Below are 18951 nucleotides of genomic sequence, written 5' to 3' on the forward strand. Positions count from 1 at the left end.
TTACGGCATCATAGCTTCCTTCATATCCTTCCTCACGCAGCAGTTCGAACAGACGGATGAGGCTCAGCCGTTCGCGGGCCGGACGCGCCACGTTCTCCTCAAGAAGAGCGCACAATCTTCCCTCCCATGGACCAATCCGGGGAAGAGGCTGTCGTTCTCGGTGATAGTCAAAAGACGTCTGTCCCGACCGGATCACCTTGCGTACCGTCTGCCGCGATATCCCAAGGTCCCGGCAGATCGCCTTGATCGCCTTTCCTTCGACAAAATGCGCGCGACGGATCTTTCCAATTGTTTCCACAACAAGCATCCCAAACCGGGCCTCCATTCAGCATGAAGGCCATCGTGAACCCGTTTCTCAGAAAGGGGTCGTTTTTGGCTGCCTGTCCCCCTTCCGAAGGGGTCACTTTTCCATGCCGCTTAACAGCCGGTGGTGTTTCACCAGATTCCAGCACCCGTCCCGGCCAGCGCATGTAGAGCATGACCATCGCAAAACCCAATCGGGAGGTTTCTCCGCGGCGGGTTGCGATCAGATCGAAGTCATCCTGGCTGAGTGTAAAATGTCTCGTGATCTCGCGATCATCGACAGAAGGCTCGTAATGTCGGGCGAGAGCTTCACGGGTCAGAAGACGGCGCCGCGCCATGATCGGATGTCTCCTTCATGTGTCCGGAAGGGGATGGATCGGAGCGTTTCCTCGAAAGAGATCGTCTTGGATTTCTCTCCAAGGAAAAAGTCGAGGCGCCGATCGTTAATCTTGCTCTCGAGACGATTCACGAAGTTGGTCAGCCGCCCATATAGACTGCCCTGCGTAAGCTTCGGCTGCCCTGCCTTTTCCTTGTTGCTCGAAGCATACACGTCTCCGGTATCGACCATCTCGGTGTTGCGATAGTTGGCGTGATCCAGAACATCGCGAATGTCGAACTGGAGCGGCGTGTCCAGATGGATCCGGTTCTTATCTTCATCGCCCCCCTTGAAATGTGCCTTCCGGCTTTGGATCACGGCATCCTTGAAGACATTCCGCTGATTATGATCATTCGCCTCAGTGTCGAGGAAGAACTCCTCCAATTCCTCGCCGCTCAGCATCCAGTAGGGGAGAACCAGACTGGCGCTATCGATGAAATTCGCCTCCGGAAAGGCCGCATGGTATTCCGAATGGATATCGAATATGATCACATGCGAGTTGTTCAGCGTATAATCGCCCTTAGCACCGACGGCTTTCTGGACGATCTTTGCGACGGTGTGGGACTTGCCGGAGCCCGTAGACCCAACCACCGCGATGTGCTTGTTGAAGAATTTGTTCCCGTCAACGGGCACCTCGACCTCTTTGTTCGTCGCAAGCCTCGAGAAGCAGAAACAATCCTTCACGGGCAACCAACTGCCATAGATCAGGCGGATATCATCGATCGTCGCAGGCTGGACCGTCTTTGGCGGGATCGCAAGGGCGTCGCCGCCGCGCTCAAACTTCTGATCGCGTAGAACGCCGAGTGGAAAAGCCTCGATCACATAGTCCTGACTTCCGTCATCACGCGCCTGAATTTGAAAATTTTCAATGATGGCTACCAGTACCGCGTTCTCATTGTCAGCGATTTTTAAATATGAGCCGACGCGGAGCGACTCCTCAGCGATCCTGAAATTCTCTAGGTCGTCGACAACGATCTTCACCTTATTAGGAAAGACAGCGACGACCTCCGCTTTCACGTTACTCATATCCACCCTCTAAATAATCTTGTCGATATCTTCGTAATTGGGAACCTGGAAACGGATGTGACTGATGGCACCATCACCAAAGTCTTCGACCGGCTCATTACGATAAAATTCATAGATTTCGCGCGAGCGCTGGAACGACAAAAATGTCCGCTGCGCCTCCGACAGGTTACAGAATAGCCTCAAGGTAGGCCCGGCGTCGGGGGATGCCGATCGAGAGATCGAGGCGGCGTCAAACTGGGCGCCCTTGAAATCGTAGCCGTCGGCGAAGTGAACATCTTCATTGTGCAGTTCCTGCTTGAGGCCGGTAAGTTCACTATCGTCGATGCCGACGAGTAGAACGTATGGCGAGAAAGGTTTTGCATCCCGCCTGGACAGTTTGGAGTATTTCCGGGAGATGGTCTTCAGAAGAGTTTTCACGGCATTCCGGCTGTAAGTATCACCAGCCGGGTGGATGATGAAAAGCCGGTCGGCCGGGGAAACATTGACACCCGCTGCGAAAAACTCATTGCGAAGTCCGCGATAATATTTGGCTAAACCGAGTTTGGCGATGAACCACTCGTCAAAAAGAAACGATGACGTATCTATTCGCCTTATGAAGGCTGCCCTCGTAATGACGCGCAATGCATCGTCCGGTTCGATCGCCAGCTCCTTGATGACGCGCAGGGCGCTGTTATAATAGAAAAACTCAGCTGCGAAGGGCGAGCAGTCAAACTGTTTGACAAGAAGCTCGATAATGGCCTGAAACTGATCCTTGAATTTCGCTGCATTCACGTCGATCGAAAGGAGTTTCAAAAACTCCTCAAGCTCCTCGTCACTGACACCCAACTCTTCGTGCTTCTGGACTGTCTTCTCTTTAGACGCAGTCGTGAGAAAATTGGCTTTGAGGAAGGCAATATCGAACGGAAGCAGCAGCTTGTCCTGCCCGGACGCAAAATGGCCGCTGAGTTGGTAATGAATCGCCGGCCGACCGGCGGTAAGACCCGCTTTATAGTGCGCGAGCATGAACATGATGGCCGGCTTAATAACTGAATGATTATACTCGGATTTCTCATAATATTTGCACTGAACGGCGGTCATTTCTGTGGCTGTGTGGACGTCGATATCCTCAATGCACTCGATCGCCACAGAGTCATTCGTGCCGGTCAGCCCTAGGATGCTGAGGATCGATCGATCGAACTGATAGAAATAGCCGGCGATCGTGGAAACTGCGCTTCGATCAGCCACGATTAACTCCTGTGGTGATCCGCCGCGCGGGCGTAACGTCCACATTCATTCGCCATAGAAATTCCATTTTTTGCCCGTTCCTGTTCCTCTACGAGAGCATATCGGCGATTGACGACGTGATGGTCACAACGCGATCCGATTGCCAGCAACATGTCTGAAGGCGCGATCGCGGCAGGTGAGAAGAACGACCTGCATACGGGTCGCTGCCTCCGACAGAATCTCGATCATCGTGTCGAGACGGGCATCGTCAGAGTAGACCAGCGGATCGTCGAGGATCAGCGACACGGGCTTCCCCTGCTCCAACAGCATATCGGCAAAAGCGATCCGCGTGAGGACGGCGAGCTGCTCTTGCGTGCCTCGCGACAGGCTCGCGCAGCGTTCGTCCATGCCCGCACGGCTCACGCTTTCGAGGCCGAGATCCTCCGAGAACGTGATCTCGCATCCAGGCAGCAGACGCTCGATATAACGCTTCGCCCGGGCGGCCACAGGACCGACAAATTTCGCAGACGTCTCGTTACGGGCAGCGTCGAGGGTGCTCCTCAACACCTTTAGCGTTTCCGCTTCATCGGTGATGCGCTGAAGAGCAAGGCGAGCCGCCTCGACTTCTTCAGAGGCCGCAGCTGCCCGATCCGCGAGGCCAAGCCCGCCCTCGCTCTCTATCGTTCCTTCGAGGCGGGCTATATCGGTCTCGAGGCGCGTTCGGGTCTCCACGGTCGTGCGCACTCTCGCATCGATCAATTCGATTTTGCGGTTGATGGCCGCGACGTCGTGCGCAGAGGCATCGCGAAACGCATCTTCAACCTTGACCGAAGCTTCAGCAGCTTGCTCACGAGCCTTGACCAGATCTTCGGCAAGCGTAGCCCATTCTGGTCGCTGCTCGATCTCCTCGAGCGCGCTGACGGCGTTGGCGACATCGCTCGTAGCCCTGGCTTCTGCCATCGCAAGCGGCGCTTCCTCCTGCTCGGCGCGACGAAGGGCCTCAATGGCGCTGTCCTGGGTCCCTTCGGCGCGGGCTACGGCGCTATCGGCCGTCTCCATCCCCTCAGTGAGCACCGCGATATCGGGAAGTTCCTCCTCTCCTACAGCCTCTTCCTCGCCAAGCTCTGCGATGAACAGCTTGAGATCGGCGGATCCAGCGGCAAGCTGAAGGACATCGTCTGCCGGCGTCGCGGCTTGGATGCGCGCCTCCAGGGTTCGCAGGTCCGCTGCGGCATCCCTGGCGGTCTGGTTGCGAACTCTCGCGGCTGCAAGATCGACCACACCGAGATCGTCAAGTGCAGCTTTCCGCTTACGAAGCGCAGACACCAAGAACTCTGCGGCACTGGCGACAGACGCCGGTGGCGCTATCTTAAGCTCGGCGTCGCCGAAGCGGATATGGACCTCGCGATCGAGGGTGCTCGTGCCGAGCGCCATTGGCACGCCATCGATTGTGATGCCATCTGCTGAGCCTGACAACGTGATCCGGGTCGCGCCAGCATTTACCACCGCCTGTGCTTCCGCAACGGCGCGCTCATGCGCTTCAAGCGACGACAGCACTTTCGGGGCGATCGCCGTATCGGAGAGCGCCTTCGCGGTGCTGCGTTGCTCTTCGAACTTCAGAAGGTCGGCATATCGCCGGCGCGCGGCCTTGACCGCTGCGCACCGACGGCTCCGTCGAATCTGCTCTTCGCCTTCCGCCAATGCCATTCGCGCGGCTTGACGGTCTGCGCGCGCGGCATCGAGCGCAGTTCGTGCATCTACAACCTTTTGCCTGGCGGCCGAGAATGTGTCGGCGACCCCGAGGCGCCGCTCGCTTGCCAAGGTCAGCGCGGCTTCCGCTTTCATCCGGGCCCGCGTAGCGTCATCGTGCCGCTGCCGAAGGTCCGCGAGCGCCGTCACCTTGCCATTGATCGCTTCCTGCTCTGCACGACGGGTGCTAAGAATCTGAGCCGCAGCTCGTGCAACGTCAAGCGAAGCAATCAGGTCTTGACGCGTTTGCGCATCCGTATTGTCCGCCATCTCCCGCTGAACGATCTTCAGGCGAGCGCGAGCCGCTTCGACATCTGAGAAACTACGCTCCAGCATGGCCAAACGATCCGCAGCTTCGCGCGCCGTGGTCTCGGCGGCCTCAAGCCGTTCACGCGCGGCGGTTTGCCGGCCACGTTTCTGCCCCGTCGGGGTCCAGTAAAGTTCATACTGAGCCTCGACCCGATTCCTAACGCGGTGATAGGCAGCGCCGCCCATGATCGATCCGACTTCCGCCTCGAGCGTGGAGGTGACACTGTCGCGGACGATCTGGGCAGGCGCGGTTACGGACAAGGCCTCGGTCTGGGCAACCCACAACAAACCGAGCGCGCCATAGGTCGCAACATCGCCGCCCCGGCTTGTGTCGCGAACCGAACCGAGCAACGCATTCAACCGCGCCTCGGCTTCTTCCCCTTGCGCACGGCCCTGAGGCCCTGAGACCTCGACCGATGCACTGCGTAGAAAATGCTTGGTTACCGACCAACGCGCGCCATCAACATCGAAAGCGACCTCGACCTCAGGACCAACTGCATCGCCATGGGGGGCGAAGGATTGGGCAAGCTGATTTCGCGTGTTGAAACGGACAAAAAATGCCGCGCGCAAGGCCTCAAGAAGCGTCGACTTGCCCGTCTCATTAGGCTCGATGACGACGTTAAGGCCGTCGGTGAGACCGTCGATCACGACGGGCGCGCGAAACTTACGGAAATTCTCGACCGCAATGCGGCGAATGACGAGGCTCATGCCGGTTCCTCCCGGCTATACTCGACGAAAAGGCGTTCGAGGGCTCGCTTCGCCACTGCCCCTTCTTCGCCGCCGCCTTCGATCCTAGTTTTAAGCATCGCTGCTGCCGCCCCGAGCATGCCCTCCACAGCCAAGTTCTCAATGTCCTCCTCGCTCGGTCGACCGACAAGATCGTCCGCGCGCACGTCAAGATAGCGCAACTGATGACCGATATCGTTTTCGAGACGCGCCAGCATGCCAATTCGGTCGCCAAGGCTGGTGATCCCCGCAAGGGTCAGGCGTACGAGCGTACTGGGTGCGTCAATCGCGCCGAGGAGCAATTCGCACTCGGCATCGAATGCCGCCAGGTCGCTGACCATCCAATCCCGTAAGAGCCATTGGAAACGGCCAGTACGGAACGGTGTCACGGACGGCTCTGCACCAGCCGAAAGCTCGACGATCAGGGCCTGCCCGGGATCATCCCGCTGAAAGCGATCGACTTCGGGCGTGCCAGCATACCACGTGCGACCGTCGACGCGAAGCGCTCCATGCCAGTCGCCCAACGCCAGATAGTCGAGATGTGATCGCCGTGCACGGTCAGGCGCGATTTGATTCTTCGTTTCGCCTTGTGAGCCAAAGTCGCGGATCGAACCATGCGCGAGGCCGATACGCAGAGTCGCGCCGGGCGTCTCCATGGCGTCGAAACGGGCGGTGGGATCTTCGAGATTATGGCGATGCTCAAGCGGCGCAGGCAGCAGCCAGATGCCGGGGTTCATCTCGACGGGCTCGGGTGTCGACAAGATGACGATATTCTCGCTCGCCCGCTGATGGACGCGATCCCATAAGCCTCCATTGCGCGCGAAATCATGGTTGCCGGGAAGCAGCCACCAGCGACAGTCATGACGGCTCATCCGGGATATGGCCTGGACGATTGTTCGGTCTTCGGGCCCTTCGGTGTCGAAGATGTCACCGGCAACAACGACGTGCTGCGCCCGCTGTTCGGCCGCTGCACGTCCAAGTGTATCGATTGCCTCAAACCGCGCCTCGGTAAGGCCAGCCCGGACTTCAGGCTCGAAGCGGCCATATGGTTTGCCGAGTTGCCAATCAGCAGAATGGATAAATTTCAAGCTACCTCCCCTTTATCAACACAGATCAGCGTTCCTGCCAGGAGTCAACTTGGCTGAGGCCTCCTGTGGCCAATTATCGGGGCCACGAACGGTCGAGGATGTCGATCCCATCAACAAAATCGTATAACTTAAGTGAGGTTGCCGACAGCCATGCCTCCTAATCGGTCGTTCGAAGCACCATTCAGGGATATCGAGACCAGTCGATCGTTCATATGCCGCCTTGCGCAAAATTACGGGATAGCGTCATGATAATCTCCGTAGCAGGGGGAAGCATGAATCCTATCAAATCGGTCACGGATTTCGTCGGGATCATCCTTGACCGGCCAGTCAAGGAAAATGTGGTCGTAACTTATCGGGGTCATGGCAGCACTGATTTCAAACTGACCCCGTCCATTTTCCGCAAGGCGGCCACGCGCGAAAATGAGCATATCCTGTTGCGCGAACTCATCGCCGCTCATCCTGAGGATTTCGACCGAGATACGAGCGCGCTGGAGATGTTGGTCAGAATGCAGCATTTCTCGCTGCCTACGCGATTACTTGATGTGACAATGAATCCACTGGTAGCACTCTATTTTGCCTGCGATACGGTTAAGAAACGTGTTCCTACTTCAAATGGCAAGACTATGCGGAAGGATATGGACGGGCACGTTGTCATGCTCCGTGTCTTCAAACGACGGGTGCGATACTTCGACAGCGATACCGTAAGCTGCCTCACAAACCTCGCGCGACTCTCTTGGGCCTATAAGAGCAAGATAAACACGGAGTTGGAGCTGGGGGAGTTCAATGAAAGTACGCCCATCAAAAGGCTGCTTCATTTCGTTAGGCAGGAAAAGAGCGGCTTTCTCGATGAGATCGAGCCTACTGATCTGGATTCTATCATCCTAGTGAAGCCGAAGCAGAACAATAAGCGCATTCTCGCACAGGCGGGGGCATTTTTTGCCTTCGGCTTGGACGAAGAAATCAAGTCAGACTCTGTTGACAGGATTAAAGTGGGGCATATCGTCATCCCTGCCAGCGTTAAGGGGGATATTCTCAAGGAACTCGATAAGCTCGGCATCAATGAAAAGACTATGTTCCCGGATATCGAGCGCGCCGCACGTTACATCACGGGGACATTGTCCTCTCGCGACGCGGCAACGAAGGTATTGCGGCGCTCTTCCAAATAGACTCATTTCGTAAGAAGTTGATCGCGAGCCACTGCTAATCCCACCAAAGCAAACGGGAGTTGTGCCCAATAATGCGCTCCGAGGCGAGCATTCCACAACCGGTCTAGGCCGGATAATCTACTGTGATTTAAGTCATGTCCGCTTACGAAAATACTGGTTTTGTGTCCTATGTCCGCGTTGAGGGCGAGAACAGAGAGTCCGGTATCGATAATAAAATTTTTAATAATTCTTATTTATATATATTCATTTGAAAATGTTTATGTAACTAATTCAGAAAAAGGAAACTTGTCCGGTATGCTGTTCTATGATTAATGTTATGGATATGTTCGGCAGCACGGCCCTGTATAATGATTTACCCATCGGTACATATCCTCAGCTTTGCAAATATTCTTGAAGACTCTTCATTTCCACTGGCCTTGGATACGTACCAGCGCGGTTTCGTCTGGTCCGAAGAGCAGGTGTCCATCCTGCACGATGACCTGGTAGCCTACGCGCATGCCCCGACACCCGATGTCCCCTATTATATGGGCACGCTCCTGCTACATGAATGCGCAGAAAAAAGGAAACGGTTCATCATAGATGGCCAGCAGCGCATGACGGCGCTGTGCCTGCTCTATCAGCATGCGGTCGGATATTTTCCCGCAGGCCAAGACCTGCGATATTCCCGCGCATCCGCAGGCGCCATTTCCGCTGCCCTTCGTCTGCTGAAAACCACGCCAAGCAGTATAAAACCATGCATTTTCGGAAAGATTCATTTTACGGTCATTATTGTTTCCGACGTGGACATGGCTTTTTCGTTTTTCGATACACAGAACAGTCGGGGCGTACGGCTTGAGACGACTGATCTTCTCAAGGCCTTCCATCTGCGCGCTATCGCACAGTGTTCGGGCAGCAGACCGCAGGAAAGCCAGAAGAGTCTGATCCACGGTTTGCAAGACCATTGTGCAAAACGGTGGGAGATCATGCAGAAGGAAACGGAAAAACGGCCGGATGGACAGAAGGATGGCGTGGATTTCGCTCCCCGCCTGTTTGAACTGTTTTTATGGCGGGCACGACGGTGGCAGGCAAACAAACGACCGCTCCCTGACCAGACCCGTCTGCTCGATGAATTCCAGAAGCAGACATGGCATGCGGAACAGGGACCGGACACGGTCGCGCTCTACCAGTCTCGCACAAACATCCTAGCGAGGAGCCTGGCCCTGTCCGAACAGGGAGGAATGATCCTGCACGGCAACCAAATCACGCTGGGAATGGATGTAGGGCAGCTTCCTTTCACTCTCAGGCAACCCATCCAGCGGGGAGTCGGATTTTTTCTCTATGCTGACAAATATGCCAAATTGTACCAGAATATTTTCGTGGATCAATCTGACAGATACACACATTTCAGACAGACATTTTATGACCTAATTCTAAAAAATCAGAAATATATTATTGAAATTTTTCAGTTGGCTTCCCTGATGTATGTCGACCAATTTGGCGAGGAATCCTTGGGTGAATTTGCTCTGAGGCTGGAGTTTCTTTTTGGAGAAATCCGTCTTTCCCATGACAGGATTGCGAAAGAGACAGCTCAGAAATTTTTCTCGGATCTTCAGGGTGACGAACTCAATCTGCTGGATGTGATAACGCAGGCCAGCCACCCCCGCCAGGTGAACATATACCTGAAAAGCCAGGCCGAGTCCTGCCGGGAAACCTATCGTCAGGATCAGACACCGGTCAGCAGCACGGTCAAGGGACGATACAAAAAAGCGGTGCTGAAGTTCTTCGGAAAAGAGACGACCTCTCTGGCAGAAAAAGAGGCGTGGGTCGAAGCTAAGATAGAGACATTGTATGCAGAACGTTAAGTCCGAGTGGTGTACACTTAAGAGCATTGTAGATCATGACCCCACCGAGGCCTGGTTTTTTAATGTGCCACTGTACCAGCGTCTGTATGTATGGAGTGACGAACAGATTTCGACCCTTCTGAACGATATTGCCAATGCCTGCGAACGGCAGGACGCGCAGTTCTTCCTCGGAGGAATTCTGGTTGTCGAAACAACGACCGAGGAGGAACGCAGGGCAAAGCGGCGTACTTTTGACCTTATTGACGGGCAGCAGCGTTTTACGACGTTGTTTCTGCTCAGCCAGTCACCGGGCTGGAGAAGGGAACTTTCCACCTTTGGTAGGGTCGAGCGGAACGGTGGCTTCACATCCCGCCTGACTTTCTCGGTGCGGCCCGATGTCAATCGCTATTTCGAGGCAATGCTTAAGGACGCGCAGGATGCGTTAACCACTGTTCCAGACACACAGTTCATGCAGAATGGCCGGCAAATCATGACGGGCTTCCGTGAAAAACGGGCTCTGGATGAAGCCGGAATAGGAAAAATAGCCCGTTATGTTTACGAAAATGTCCGCTTTGTCCGTACGGAAGTCCCTCGGCGGATGGATCTGAACAAGCTGTTTGAAGTAATCAATGCTCGCGGCGTTCAACTTCAGCATCATGAAATCCTCAAGGCGCGGCTCCTGCATGCCATTCCCGCCGAAGAGCGCCAGCGTTATGCAGCGTTATGGGATGCATGCGCTGACATGAAAGGCTTTGTGGACCAGACTTTACGTCAGGGGCGCGACAAACTGTCCGGATCCGCCTTGGCGACGCTGTACACGCAGCAAAAACTGGCCTGCGCTCCATCCGTGCGTGACCTTCTCGCCCGACAAGAAGCATTACAGGAAACCGATGACTCCCTGTCGGGTTACCGCAGCCTGGCGCAGATTGCCGACGCGGATCACGAGAAGACCATGCAGAAGGAACAGGTCGAGGGTGACGATCACTGGGCAGACAGCATCATCGGTTTTCCCCTTTTCCTGCTGCATGTCCTGAGGATATGGCTTTATGAAAATAGCCGTAAGGATCTGGACAGGATACTGGATCGTGACCTAACGAAGATATTTGAAGAATTCTTTTTCTCTTCGGAAACGCCGCAGGAACAGGAACAGGATGCCAAAGGGTTTGTCGATCTTGTCTGGACGATCCGAGTTCTATGGGATGCCACAATCATAAAATGGGCTGAGGCTGAAATCAGGTCCGAGAATAGGCCGGACCGTATCCATATGCTCTGTAAGATGTCCGTTTCCGGTGAAAAAACAACACGCAATCTGACAAGAAGCATTAATTATCAAGAAAATGCAGAACTGTCTCTATTGCAAAGCATGCTGTATCATACACAGGAAAATACAACGCAGTATTGGATGACTCCCTATTTATATTATGTATATAAAAACCAAAACTATTCCTCTGATTACTACTTAAAATATCTGCGGCATCTGGATAATTATCTGCTAGGTGAGGAAACGGACGAACCGCTTGTAAAGCGCACTCGCTCATTTATGGAGCACCCTTGGCGCAACGGACCGTTAACAGATTTCGCAGATTATCTTCGTGGCAGGCATGGGGTGCATTTTCGTCATTACTGGTTTTACAAGCTAGATTTTGTATTGTGGCACAGTGCCCAACGAAGTGACGCACAAGAAGAGTGGAAGAATTTCCGCTTTACAGCCAAGAACTCCGTAGAACATATCTCGCCGCAGCAACCCCAGCCTACGGACTATAATATTATCAGTCCTGATAACAGGGATGATTTCGGCAACCTAGTTCTGTTGTCAGGGGGAATTAATTCGGAATACAGTAACAGACCATTCAATGAAAAGAAGATAAAATTCGAGAATATCAAAAAACATGGACGTATTGAATCTCTGAAAATGGACCTTATTTACCAAAATGCACAATGGAATGATGAAGTGATGGAACGGCACCGAGAGAGCATGATCAAATATCTGGAGAATTATTACCGAGAAGATATTTAACCATCTTGGAGCTCTGTCTGTAAACGCGCCGCTAGGCTGCCCTTTCCTGTGCGTGTTTCATGCTCTGCGGTAATTACGCCCCATCAAGGCCGCTCCGCTCCGATGTTCAAAAACATACGACGGGCACAGCCCGTTCCGGCCCACTCTCGTGCACGATAGACAGTCCGTTTTCCGAAAGCCCGAATAACTCCTCTAATGACTGACATGAGGGCGTTAACAGCCTGTCCGATAATCCATATTACCGGACAGGTTTGGGGTGGGGAGAACTTTTTTTGTCCACATCATCTGTGGCCGCCCGCACAACGTGGCAGAACCTTGTGCAAGGGCCACTCCTGACAGACATGATTAAGGTTTTAACAAAAAGATTAATCATGTTAGGAAAATCCGGTCTCAGGAAAAGGTTAGGCAGGATGAAGCGTGAGGATCTGGCCGGCGGGATCCGGGAATGTCTGCAGCGGCTACCCGCCCCCTATGCCCAGCATTACGGGGTCGTGCCCCCGTCGCCGCCTGAAGCGGGCGTTATGCTGGGCGATGCTGCCGCCCGCCATGGGCAGGCCCTGTCCGCCCTGGGTGAAATCGCCGCCCTCGCCCGCGCCCTGCCTGATCCGTACCTGATCAGCCGCGTCCTGAGCCGTCAGGAAGCCCTGAGCAGTTCCGCCCTGGAAGGCACCCACAGCACCCTCAATGAGCTGCTGGTGGTCGATGAAGACGACCAGGACGCTTCCCATGCCACCCGGCAGGTCCGCGACTATGCGCGAACCTTGGAACAGTTCCTGCCACAGGCCTCTAGCGAAGGCCCGGCCCTCTTCCGCCTGCCCACCGTGCTGGCGCTCCATCAGGCTGTCATGCAGCATGACCCGGCCTATCGCGGGACACCGGGCACCCTGCGCCGGAACGTGGTCTGGATCGGCGGGACAGGGCATATCGCCTATTCGACCTATAACCCGCCCCCGCCCGACCAGGTGGCAGCCTGTCTGGAGGCCACCCTGGACTACATGCGGGCTGACGGGATGCAGCAGATGACCCAGTCCCTCATCACCCGGCTGGCCATCGCCCATGCCCATTTCGAGGCCGTGCATCCGTTCAGCGATGGCAATGGCCGGGTTGGCCGCCTGCTGCTTCCGCTGATGATGGCCGCTGACGGCCAGATCCCCCTCTATCTTTCCCCGTATATCGAGGCCCACAGACAGGACTATTACGCGGCGCTCAAACGGGCCCAGCAGCGGCTCGACTGGCCGCCCCTGATCGGGTTCCTGTCAGACGCCATCATCCGGACCGTTACCGAAGTGCAGGTCACCCGGCAGGCAACCCAGGCCCTGAAGGCCACATGGCAGCAGCGCCGGGCTTTCCGCAAGGGCTCGACTGCGCTGCGCGCGCTGGACCTGCTGACCGATTATCCCGTCCTGACAGCCAGCCGCCTTGGCCATCTGCTGGACATCACGCCCCCGGCTGCCCAGACGGCCCTCGCCCAACTCTGCCAGGTCGGGATTTTGACCGAACGTACCGGCTATGCCCGCAACCGGATCTATGCCGCTGAAGACGTGCTCACGATCCTCAATCGGCCCTTCGGGGAAGAACCGGCACTACCAGACCCGCCGTCATAAAAGGGCCTCGCTGCACAAGATCCGTTTTGACAGCTTCAATAGAAATGGCTGGAAGTCTGTCCCATTCAGGCTTCCCGACAAAAACCGACATATAGCCCTTATTCGTAATCGGCCGCTTGAGGCCGCCTTATGCCTGAGGATTGTGACTGGTAACTTACCGTCGTTAACGACGTCGTTATTGACGTCGTTTGGGAGGTAAATATGGCTCAGGAAATCCTGATTGGCGTTGAACGCCAGAGGTGGATCCGTCCGTTCGGACAGTTTTGTGAGCTTGATAAGCTATACCCGTTTGTCGTTATGCCGCCATTCTGACGGCGCTGCTGGTCAGGATGGCGGCATGATATCAACCGGATATAGCTTAATCACCTATCCGAAAATTGGGAACTACTTCTCACATGGCCACCAGGAAAAAGTGCATTGGGCCAATTTGATTCCATAGGAGAGTTGAAGACGCACATGTTATTGGTACTGTATTGCCTAATGCCAAGTTGTTTTTGTGAAGCCCCACCTGTGAAAATCAGCTGCCGAATATGCGCTCGCTTATGCGAACGAAAGACCGCGTTAGCTAACGAAGCAAGGACTTGTGAACCAGCTGAAGGTGTTAAGGACTGAAAAAAGTCTGAGCTAATATGCTCAATATTTACTACGATAACTCCAGGTCGCGCTCCTGTGAACTGTGTTTTTGCGGAATCGCTTATCGTCGCTGTAAGACGTTGAAAAAACTTGGGAGGACTTAAAGATTTTAGACGAACTATTAAGTTCGGTCGATCCGGTGGTATATATATATACATTCTTTCACGAAATGTGGAATTAATATAATCTTTTTTGAAGTTTTCTAATTTATCATCGGTTAATGTTTCTGAAAGTGAAATAGATACCCCATTATCAAGAATTTTTTTTATTCCAGACTGACATACTTCGGTACAACTTCGCGCTATCTCTAGCAAATCGGCACCGCACATTGAAAGTGCCTTCGGAACTACAATATCAATAATCGGCGTTCGGCTGCGGTCCGATAGTCCACGAGTTTTTCGTCTGATGTAATCAAAACATTTATCGGCATCGAGAGGCGAAATTCTTTGACCTGTAAAAATACTTATAGATTTAGCCTCAACCTCCCACTCTTGTTGAGACTGGATGGTAATAAAGTCCACCCCCGTGCCTGTTTCTAAATCATTGAATCTCACGTCCGCACCTAGCCGACATAACCGATTAGCTGTACGCAATTCATGATGCAAAGGTCTGAGACCACCTTTACGAAGACCGCCAATGAATTGCCCTTTTAAACGTTCCCTAGCCCCGGGAGATAACTTCCTAAGTGTTTGACCTAACCCTATTACTAAATCACTTGCTTCGTGCCATAGGGGAAGAATACGTGCCTTTTTACTAGAACTCCGAACTCTATTAATTTCGATATTAAACAAACCTAGTTCCAAGAAAAATAGTAGATCCTCCGCAGGAGTAACGTATACTTTAGCATTCAGTTTCTTTCTGATGCCGTTAAGTATTTCAAGATATCTCTTCTCTCCTACAAGATGTATAATCTCGAAATAATCTTGGTTAAAATCAAAATCCGATGTGAAATCTCTGTAATTCATAAGTATAATTTGCCAATTTTAAATTTATTATAATATAAACCAAATTTTTATAATTTCCTTCTCGAAAATGTCAACTACATGAAAAAGCAAGGAACGTATGCTTCCATGACAGGTATCGTAGTATATCCTAGCGCTGCTGATGCCTTAGTTAAAGCATGAACCACCACCATGAATCTAAGACAAGGACATTATGAAGAAGGAATCTTGTTCCTACTACCCTTTTGTTCCAAACCCATTGGTGTATGGTAGATTATATTGACGTGCCAATTCTCGTATGCTTTCCTTGCACCTAAGGAGATGGTGCATGAAAAACACCCTGTGTGCAATAGCCGAAGTTTCGCTGGGTTACCCATTCCGAACAGGAATCAAGCCAATTCCCGGCGCGACAACAGCCGTAGTGCAGATGCGCGATACCTCCAGCACGGATGGCATAGACTGGCCCAGTTGTGCCCGCACGAAACTGCCGGGCAGGCGCGAACCGGACTGGCTGAAACCCGGCGATATCCTGTTCCCTACACGCGGCAACCTGTCCTGCGCCACACTGGTTGACGAAACCATTGGGGACATCCAGGCCGTTGCCGCACCGCACTTTTTTGTCCTGCGCCTACGCAAGCCCGATGTGCTGCCCGCCTATGTGGCATGGTGGCTCAACCAGGAACCGGCACAGCGCCATCTGGAACAGCAGGCTCAGAGTTCCGGCATTGTGCGTAATGTCTCCCGAACCGTTCTCGACACCATTCCCATCGCCATCCCGACCTTGCCCCGTCAGCGGCAGATTACTGGGCTAGCACAGGCCATGCGGCGCGAAGCGCAACTGCTGCACCAGTTGATGCAGGGCAACCAGCAGATCATGACCGGCCTTGCCCGCGACCTTATGGCCCACTGATCCACTCTTGCGATTTACAGACAGGATATTACCGTGACCGAACAGATCAGCCAGGACACCATCAACCGGACGCTATGGAGCGCTTGCGATACGTTCCGTGGCACAGTCAGCCCCGATACATATCGCGATTACCTGCTGACGATGCTGTTCCTGAAATACATCTCCGATGTGTGGCAGGATCATTATGACAATTATAAAAAGCAATACGGCGACAATCCCGAACTGATTGAAGCCATGATGGCGCAGGAGCGCTTTGTCCTGCCCAAAGGCACCGATTTTTATACGCTCTATAAGGAACGCAACGCCCCCGGCAATGGTGAGCGAATTGACAAGGCCCTGCATGCCATTGAGGAAGCCAACGGCACCAAGCTGAAGGATGCAGGCAAGAGCGTCTTCCAGGATATCAGCTTCAATTCCGACAAACTGGGCGACGAGAAGCAGAAGAACACCATTCTGCGCCACCTGCTGGAGGACTTTGCCAAGCCGGAACTGAACCTGCGCCCGTCCCGCGTGGGCAATCTGGATGTGATCGGCAATGGTTATGAGTACCTGATCAAGCATTTTGCCGCCAGCGGTGGCCAGAAGGCGGGCGAATTCTATACCCCGCCGGAAGTCAGTGAACTGATGGCCCGCCTGCTGAACCCGCAACCGGGTGAGAGCATATGCGACCCTGCCTGTGGCTCCGCCTCCTTGCTGATGAAATGCGGCAGACAGGTCACGCTGCACCACAAGGGCAGCCGGGATTACGCCCTGTATGGGCAGGAGGCCATTGGCTCCACCTGGTCCTTTGCCAAGATGAACATGTTCCTGCATGGCGAGGACAACCACCGCATTGAATGGGGCGACACCATTCGCAGCCCCAAACTGCTGGATGGCAAGAACCACCTGATGCGCTTTGACGTGGTGACAGCCAACCCGCCCTTCAGTCTCGACAAATGGGGCCATGACGAGGCAGCGGACGACGTCCATCATCGTTTTGCACGTGGCGTGCCACCCAAGACCAAGGGCGATTATGCCTTCATCCTGCACATGCTTGCCACTGTTAAGGAACGCACCGGCCGCATGGGCGTGGTGGTGCCGCATGGCGTGCTGTTCCGTAGCAGTTCGGAAGGGAAAATCCGCCAGAAGCTGATTGAGGAAAACCTGCTGGATGCCGTGATCGGCCTGCCGGAAAAGCTGTTCTTCGGCACGGGGATTCCAGCCGCCATCCTGATTTTCCGCAAGGACCGCAAGACGAAGGACGTGCTGTTCATTGATGCCAGCCGAGAGTTCAAGGCAGGCAAGAACCAGAACGTGCTGACCGAAGAGAACATTACCAAGATTGTGGACACCTACCGTGCCCGCAAGGACGTGGACAAATACGCTCACCTCGCCACGCCGGACGAGATCAAGGAAAACGACTACAACCTGAACATTCCGCGTTATGTCGATACGTTTGAGGAGGCAGAAGAAATCGACCTCGTTGCAGTGCGCAAGAAACGGGCGGAGATCAAGGCAGAACTGGCGAAGCTGGAAGCACAGATGGACGCTTATCTGAAGGAGCTGGGTTATGCTTCCTGATGGGTGGAGTTTATGTCGACTAGACGATCTAGCTACAGTTGAGCGGGGAAAATTTTCTGCGCGCCCAAGAAATGATCCAAAATTCTTTGGTGGGAACATTCCATTCGTACAAACTGGAGACGTTACGAATTCTTCTATCTATGTAAAAAATTATTCTCAGACTCTCAACAAAGAGGGCCTATCCGTCAGCAGAATATTTCCCAAAGGAACGATTCTGATGACGATAGCTGCAAATATTGGTGACACAGCAATTGCGTCATTTGATCTTGCCTGCCCAGACAGTTTGGTTGGTATTATTGCTAGGAAAAACAAAGCTGATACATATTGGCTAAGAATTTTTCTCGGCACTCAAAAAACAGCTCTTGAAAATTATGCTCCCCAAAATGCACAAAAAAATATCAACCTTCAGACACTCAAACCCCTAGAAATTCTTACCCCCCCTCTCCCCGAACAGAAGAAGATCGCAACGATCCTCTCGACGTGGGATCATGCGATTGAGGTTACGGAGAAGCTTCTGGCCAACAGCCAGCAGCAGAAAAAAGCCCTCATGCAGCAACTCCTCACAGGCAAAAAACGCCTGCCGGGGTTCACGGGGGAGTGGGTAACAAAAACCTTTTCAGATCTTTTCACCCTTAAAATAGGAGGAACTCCAGCCCGTTCCAACATGGCTTATTGGGATATAGACAAAACTACTGAAAATAGGTGGGTAGCCATATCGGATCTTAAAAGTTCTAAAATTCGTAGTACATCAGAACATATTAGTGATTTAGCCCATCTTATTCACGGGGGCGGTCGAGACTGGGCGGCGGGTATCGCCTAAGCTTTTGATTGGGTTTACGAATTGGGTGTCAAAGCCATCCGTTTCTCCGATCACGCCGAGCCACACCCGCCATGTCCGACGATACGAGCCAGCCGTTCCTGTTTCCAGCCATCCGACACAAGAAAATCACGGCTGATTTTGATGGTGGCCGGATCACCTCGGATGGTGGTGTCCTGTTGCTGGCTGCCGCCGAGCGGCGGATCGGCATGGCCGATCGCCTCGCCCGGCTCATAGCCGATCCACGCAATCCGCGACGGGTGACACACGGGGTGGCCGATATTCTGCGCGCCCGTATGCTGGCCATTGCCTGCGGCTACGAGGACGCCGACGACCTCGATCACCTGCGGTGCGATCCGGGTTTCAAGCTCGCCTGCGGACGACTGCCCGATACGGGTCGGGATCTGTGCTCGCAACCCACGATCTCGCGTTGGGAGAACGCCCCGACTTTGCGCGAGGTCATTCGCCTGACCTATGCCCTGGTCGATACATGGTGCGACAGCTACGCCCGGCCACCCGCCGCGGTGACGCTCGACATCGACGATACGGTCGATGTGGTGCACGGTCATCAGCAACTCGCCCTGTTCAACGCGCATCATGACGAGCGGTGCTTTATGCCGATCCATGTTTACGATGCCGCCACGTCGAGGCCGGTTGCCATTATCATCCGCCCGGGCAAGACCCCGTCCGGACAGGAAATTCG

13 protein-coding genes and 2 pseudogenes are annotated in these 18951 nt (G+C 53.9%); 8 read left to right on the forward strand and 7 right to left on the reverse strand.

Going from position 1 to position 18951, the window contains the following annotated elements; translation table 11 throughout:
• The 6 genes and pseudogenes from GEU01_RS26910 to GEU01_RS14805 all read right to left on the reverse strand — a co-directional run.
• Positions 1-307 (reverse strand): annotated as a pseudogene (locus tag GEU01_RS26910) (IS21 family transposase); the annotation flags it as partial.
• 115 nt (positions 308-422) lie between these two features.
• A pseudogene (locus GEU01_RS27570) lies at positions 423-641 on the reverse strand (DUF4158 domain-containing protein); the annotation flags it as partial.
• A complete protein-coding gene (locus tag GEU01_RS22895; RefSeq protein ID WP_019086688.1) occupies positions 620-1705 on the reverse strand; it encodes an ATP-binding protein in 1086 nt (361 codons plus the stop codon). The pseudogene GEU01_RS27570 and the gene GEU01_RS22895, both read right to left, overlap by 22 nt.
• A 9-nt stretch (positions 1706-1714) precedes the next feature.
• Positions 1715-2929, reverse strand: a complete 1215-nt coding sequence (locus GEU01_RS14795; protein WP_026018766.1) for a DUF4297 family anti-phage-associated protein — start codon at positions 2927-2929, stop codon at positions 1715-1717.
• Positions 2930-3052: 123 nt separating this feature from the next.
• Positions 3053-5674 (reverse strand): AAA family ATPase, encoded by a 2622-nt coding sequence (locus GEU01_RS14800; protein WP_019086690.1) that lies wholly within the window; start codon positions 5672-5674, stop codon positions 3053-3055.
• The gene (locus GEU01_RS14805; RefSeq protein WP_010517480.1) at positions 5671-6780 is read right to left on the reverse strand and encodes a metallophosphoesterase family protein; all 1110 of its coding nucleotides are present in this window, start codon (positions 6778-6780) and stop codon (positions 5671-5673) included. The genes GEU01_RS14800 and GEU01_RS14805 overlap by 4 nt, the downstream gene beginning before the upstream one ends.
• A 272-nt stretch (positions 6781-7052) precedes the next feature.
• Between GEU01_RS14805 and GEU01_RS14810 the strand changes: the two genes are divergently transcribed.
• From GEU01_RS14810 to GEU01_RS14825, 4 genes are all read left to right on the forward strand, one after another.
• Positions 7053-7946 (forward strand): FRG domain-containing protein, encoded by an 894-nt coding sequence (locus tag GEU01_RS14810; RefSeq protein ID WP_019086691.1) that lies wholly within the window; start codon positions 7053-7055, stop codon positions 7944-7946.
• A gap of 347 nt (positions 7947-8293) precedes the next feature.
• Complete coding sequence (locus GEU01_RS14815) at positions 8294-9787, forward strand: DUF262 domain-containing protein (protein ID WP_232272558.1); 1494 nt, start codon at positions 8294-8296, stop codon at positions 9785-9787.
• A complete protein-coding gene (locus GEU01_RS14820; protein WP_019086694.1) occupies positions 9774-11783 on the forward strand; it encodes a DUF262 domain-containing protein in 2010 nt (669 codons plus the stop codon). The genes GEU01_RS14815 and GEU01_RS14820 overlap by 14 nt, the downstream gene beginning before the upstream one ends.
• A 410-nt stretch (positions 11784-12193) precedes the next feature.
• Positions 12194-13387 (forward strand): Fic family protein, encoded by a 1194-nt coding sequence (locus GEU01_RS14825; RefSeq protein ID WP_019086695.1) that lies wholly within the window; start codon positions 12194-12196, stop codon positions 13385-13387.
• A 362-nt stretch (positions 13388-13749) separates the two neighbouring features.
• Here GEU01_RS14825 and GEU01_RS25800 read toward each other — a convergent pair whose 3' ends face one another.
• Positions 13750-14985 carry a hypothetical protein gene (locus tag GEU01_RS25800; RefSeq protein WP_157212861.1) on the reverse strand — a complete coding sequence of 412 codons (1236 nt, stop codon included), beginning with the start codon at positions 14983-14985 and terminating at the stop codon, positions 13750-13752.
• Between the two features lie 304 nt (positions 14986-15289).
• On the opposite strand from GEU01_RS25800, the gene GEU01_RS14830 reads away from it, so the two are divergent.
• The 4 genes from GEU01_RS14830 to GEU01_RS14845 all read left to right on the forward strand — a co-directional run.
• Complete coding sequence (locus GEU01_RS14830) at positions 15290-15871, forward strand: restriction endonuclease subunit S domain-containing protein (RefSeq protein WP_026018769.1); 582 nt, start codon at positions 15290-15292, stop codon at positions 15869-15871.
• A gap of 33 nt (positions 15872-15904) precedes the next feature.
• The gene (locus tag GEU01_RS14835) at positions 15905-17431 is read left to right on the forward strand and encodes a type I restriction-modification system subunit M (RefSeq protein WP_019086697.1); all 1527 of its coding nucleotides are present in this window, start codon (positions 15905-15907) and stop codon (positions 17429-17431) included.
• Positions 17421-18251: a restriction endonuclease subunit S gene (locus GEU01_RS22900; RefSeq protein WP_081499980.1), complete on the forward strand. Its 831-nt coding sequence runs from the start codon at positions 17421-17423 to the stop codon at positions 18249-18251. The genes GEU01_RS14835 and GEU01_RS22900 overlap by 11 nt, the downstream gene beginning before the upstream one ends.
• A gap of 71 nt (positions 18252-18322) precedes the next feature.
• A partial coding sequence (locus tag GEU01_RS14845) for an IS1380 family transposase (protein ID WP_019086699.1) occupies positions 18323-18951 on the forward strand: 629 nt, incomplete at its 3' end.

This window comes from Komagataeibacter europaeus LMG 18890 (assembly GCF_000285295.1).
In the GTDB taxonomy this organism is placed as follows: domain Bacteria; phylum Pseudomonadota; class Alphaproteobacteria; order Acetobacterales; family Acetobacteraceae; genus Komagataeibacter; species Komagataeibacter europaeus.

Bases quoted from the DNA above. Each gene is read 5' to 3' on its own strand.
- GEU01_RS14815 (WP_232272558.1), top strand. From the start codon at position 8,294: ATGATTTACCCATCGGTACATATCCTCAGCTTTGCAAATATTCTTGAA.
- GEU01_RS25800 (WP_157212861.1), bottom strand. From the start codon at position 14,985: ATGAATTACAGAGATTTCACATCGGATTTTGATTTTAACCAAGATTAT.
- GEU01_RS14830 (WP_026018769.1), top strand. From the start codon at position 15,290: ATGAAAAACACCCTGTGTGCAATAGCCGAAGTTTCGCTGGGTTACCCA.
- GEU01_RS22900 (WP_081499980.1), top strand. From the start codon at position 17,421: ATGCTTCCTGATGGGTGGAGTTTATGTCGACTAGACGATCTAGCTACA.
- GEU01_RS14800 (WP_019086690.1), bottom strand. From the start codon at position 5,674: ATGAGCCTCGTCATTCGCCGCATTGCGGTCGAGAATTTCCGTAAGTTT.
- GEU01_RS22895 (WP_019086688.1), bottom strand. From the start codon at position 1,705: ATGAGTAACGTGAAAGCGGAGGTCGTCGCTGTCTTTCCTAATAAGGTG.
- GEU01_RS14820 (WP_019086694.1), top strand. From the start codon at position 9,774: ATGCAGAACGTTAAGTCCGAGTGGTGTACACTTAAGAGCATTGTAGAT.
- GEU01_RS14810 (WP_019086691.1), top strand. From the start codon at position 7,053: ATGAATCCTATCAAATCGGTCACGGATTTCGTCGGGATCATCCTTGAC.
- GEU01_RS14825 (WP_019086695.1), top strand. From the start codon at position 12,194: ATGAAGCGTGAGGATCTGGCCGGCGGGATCCGGGAATGTCTGCAGCGG.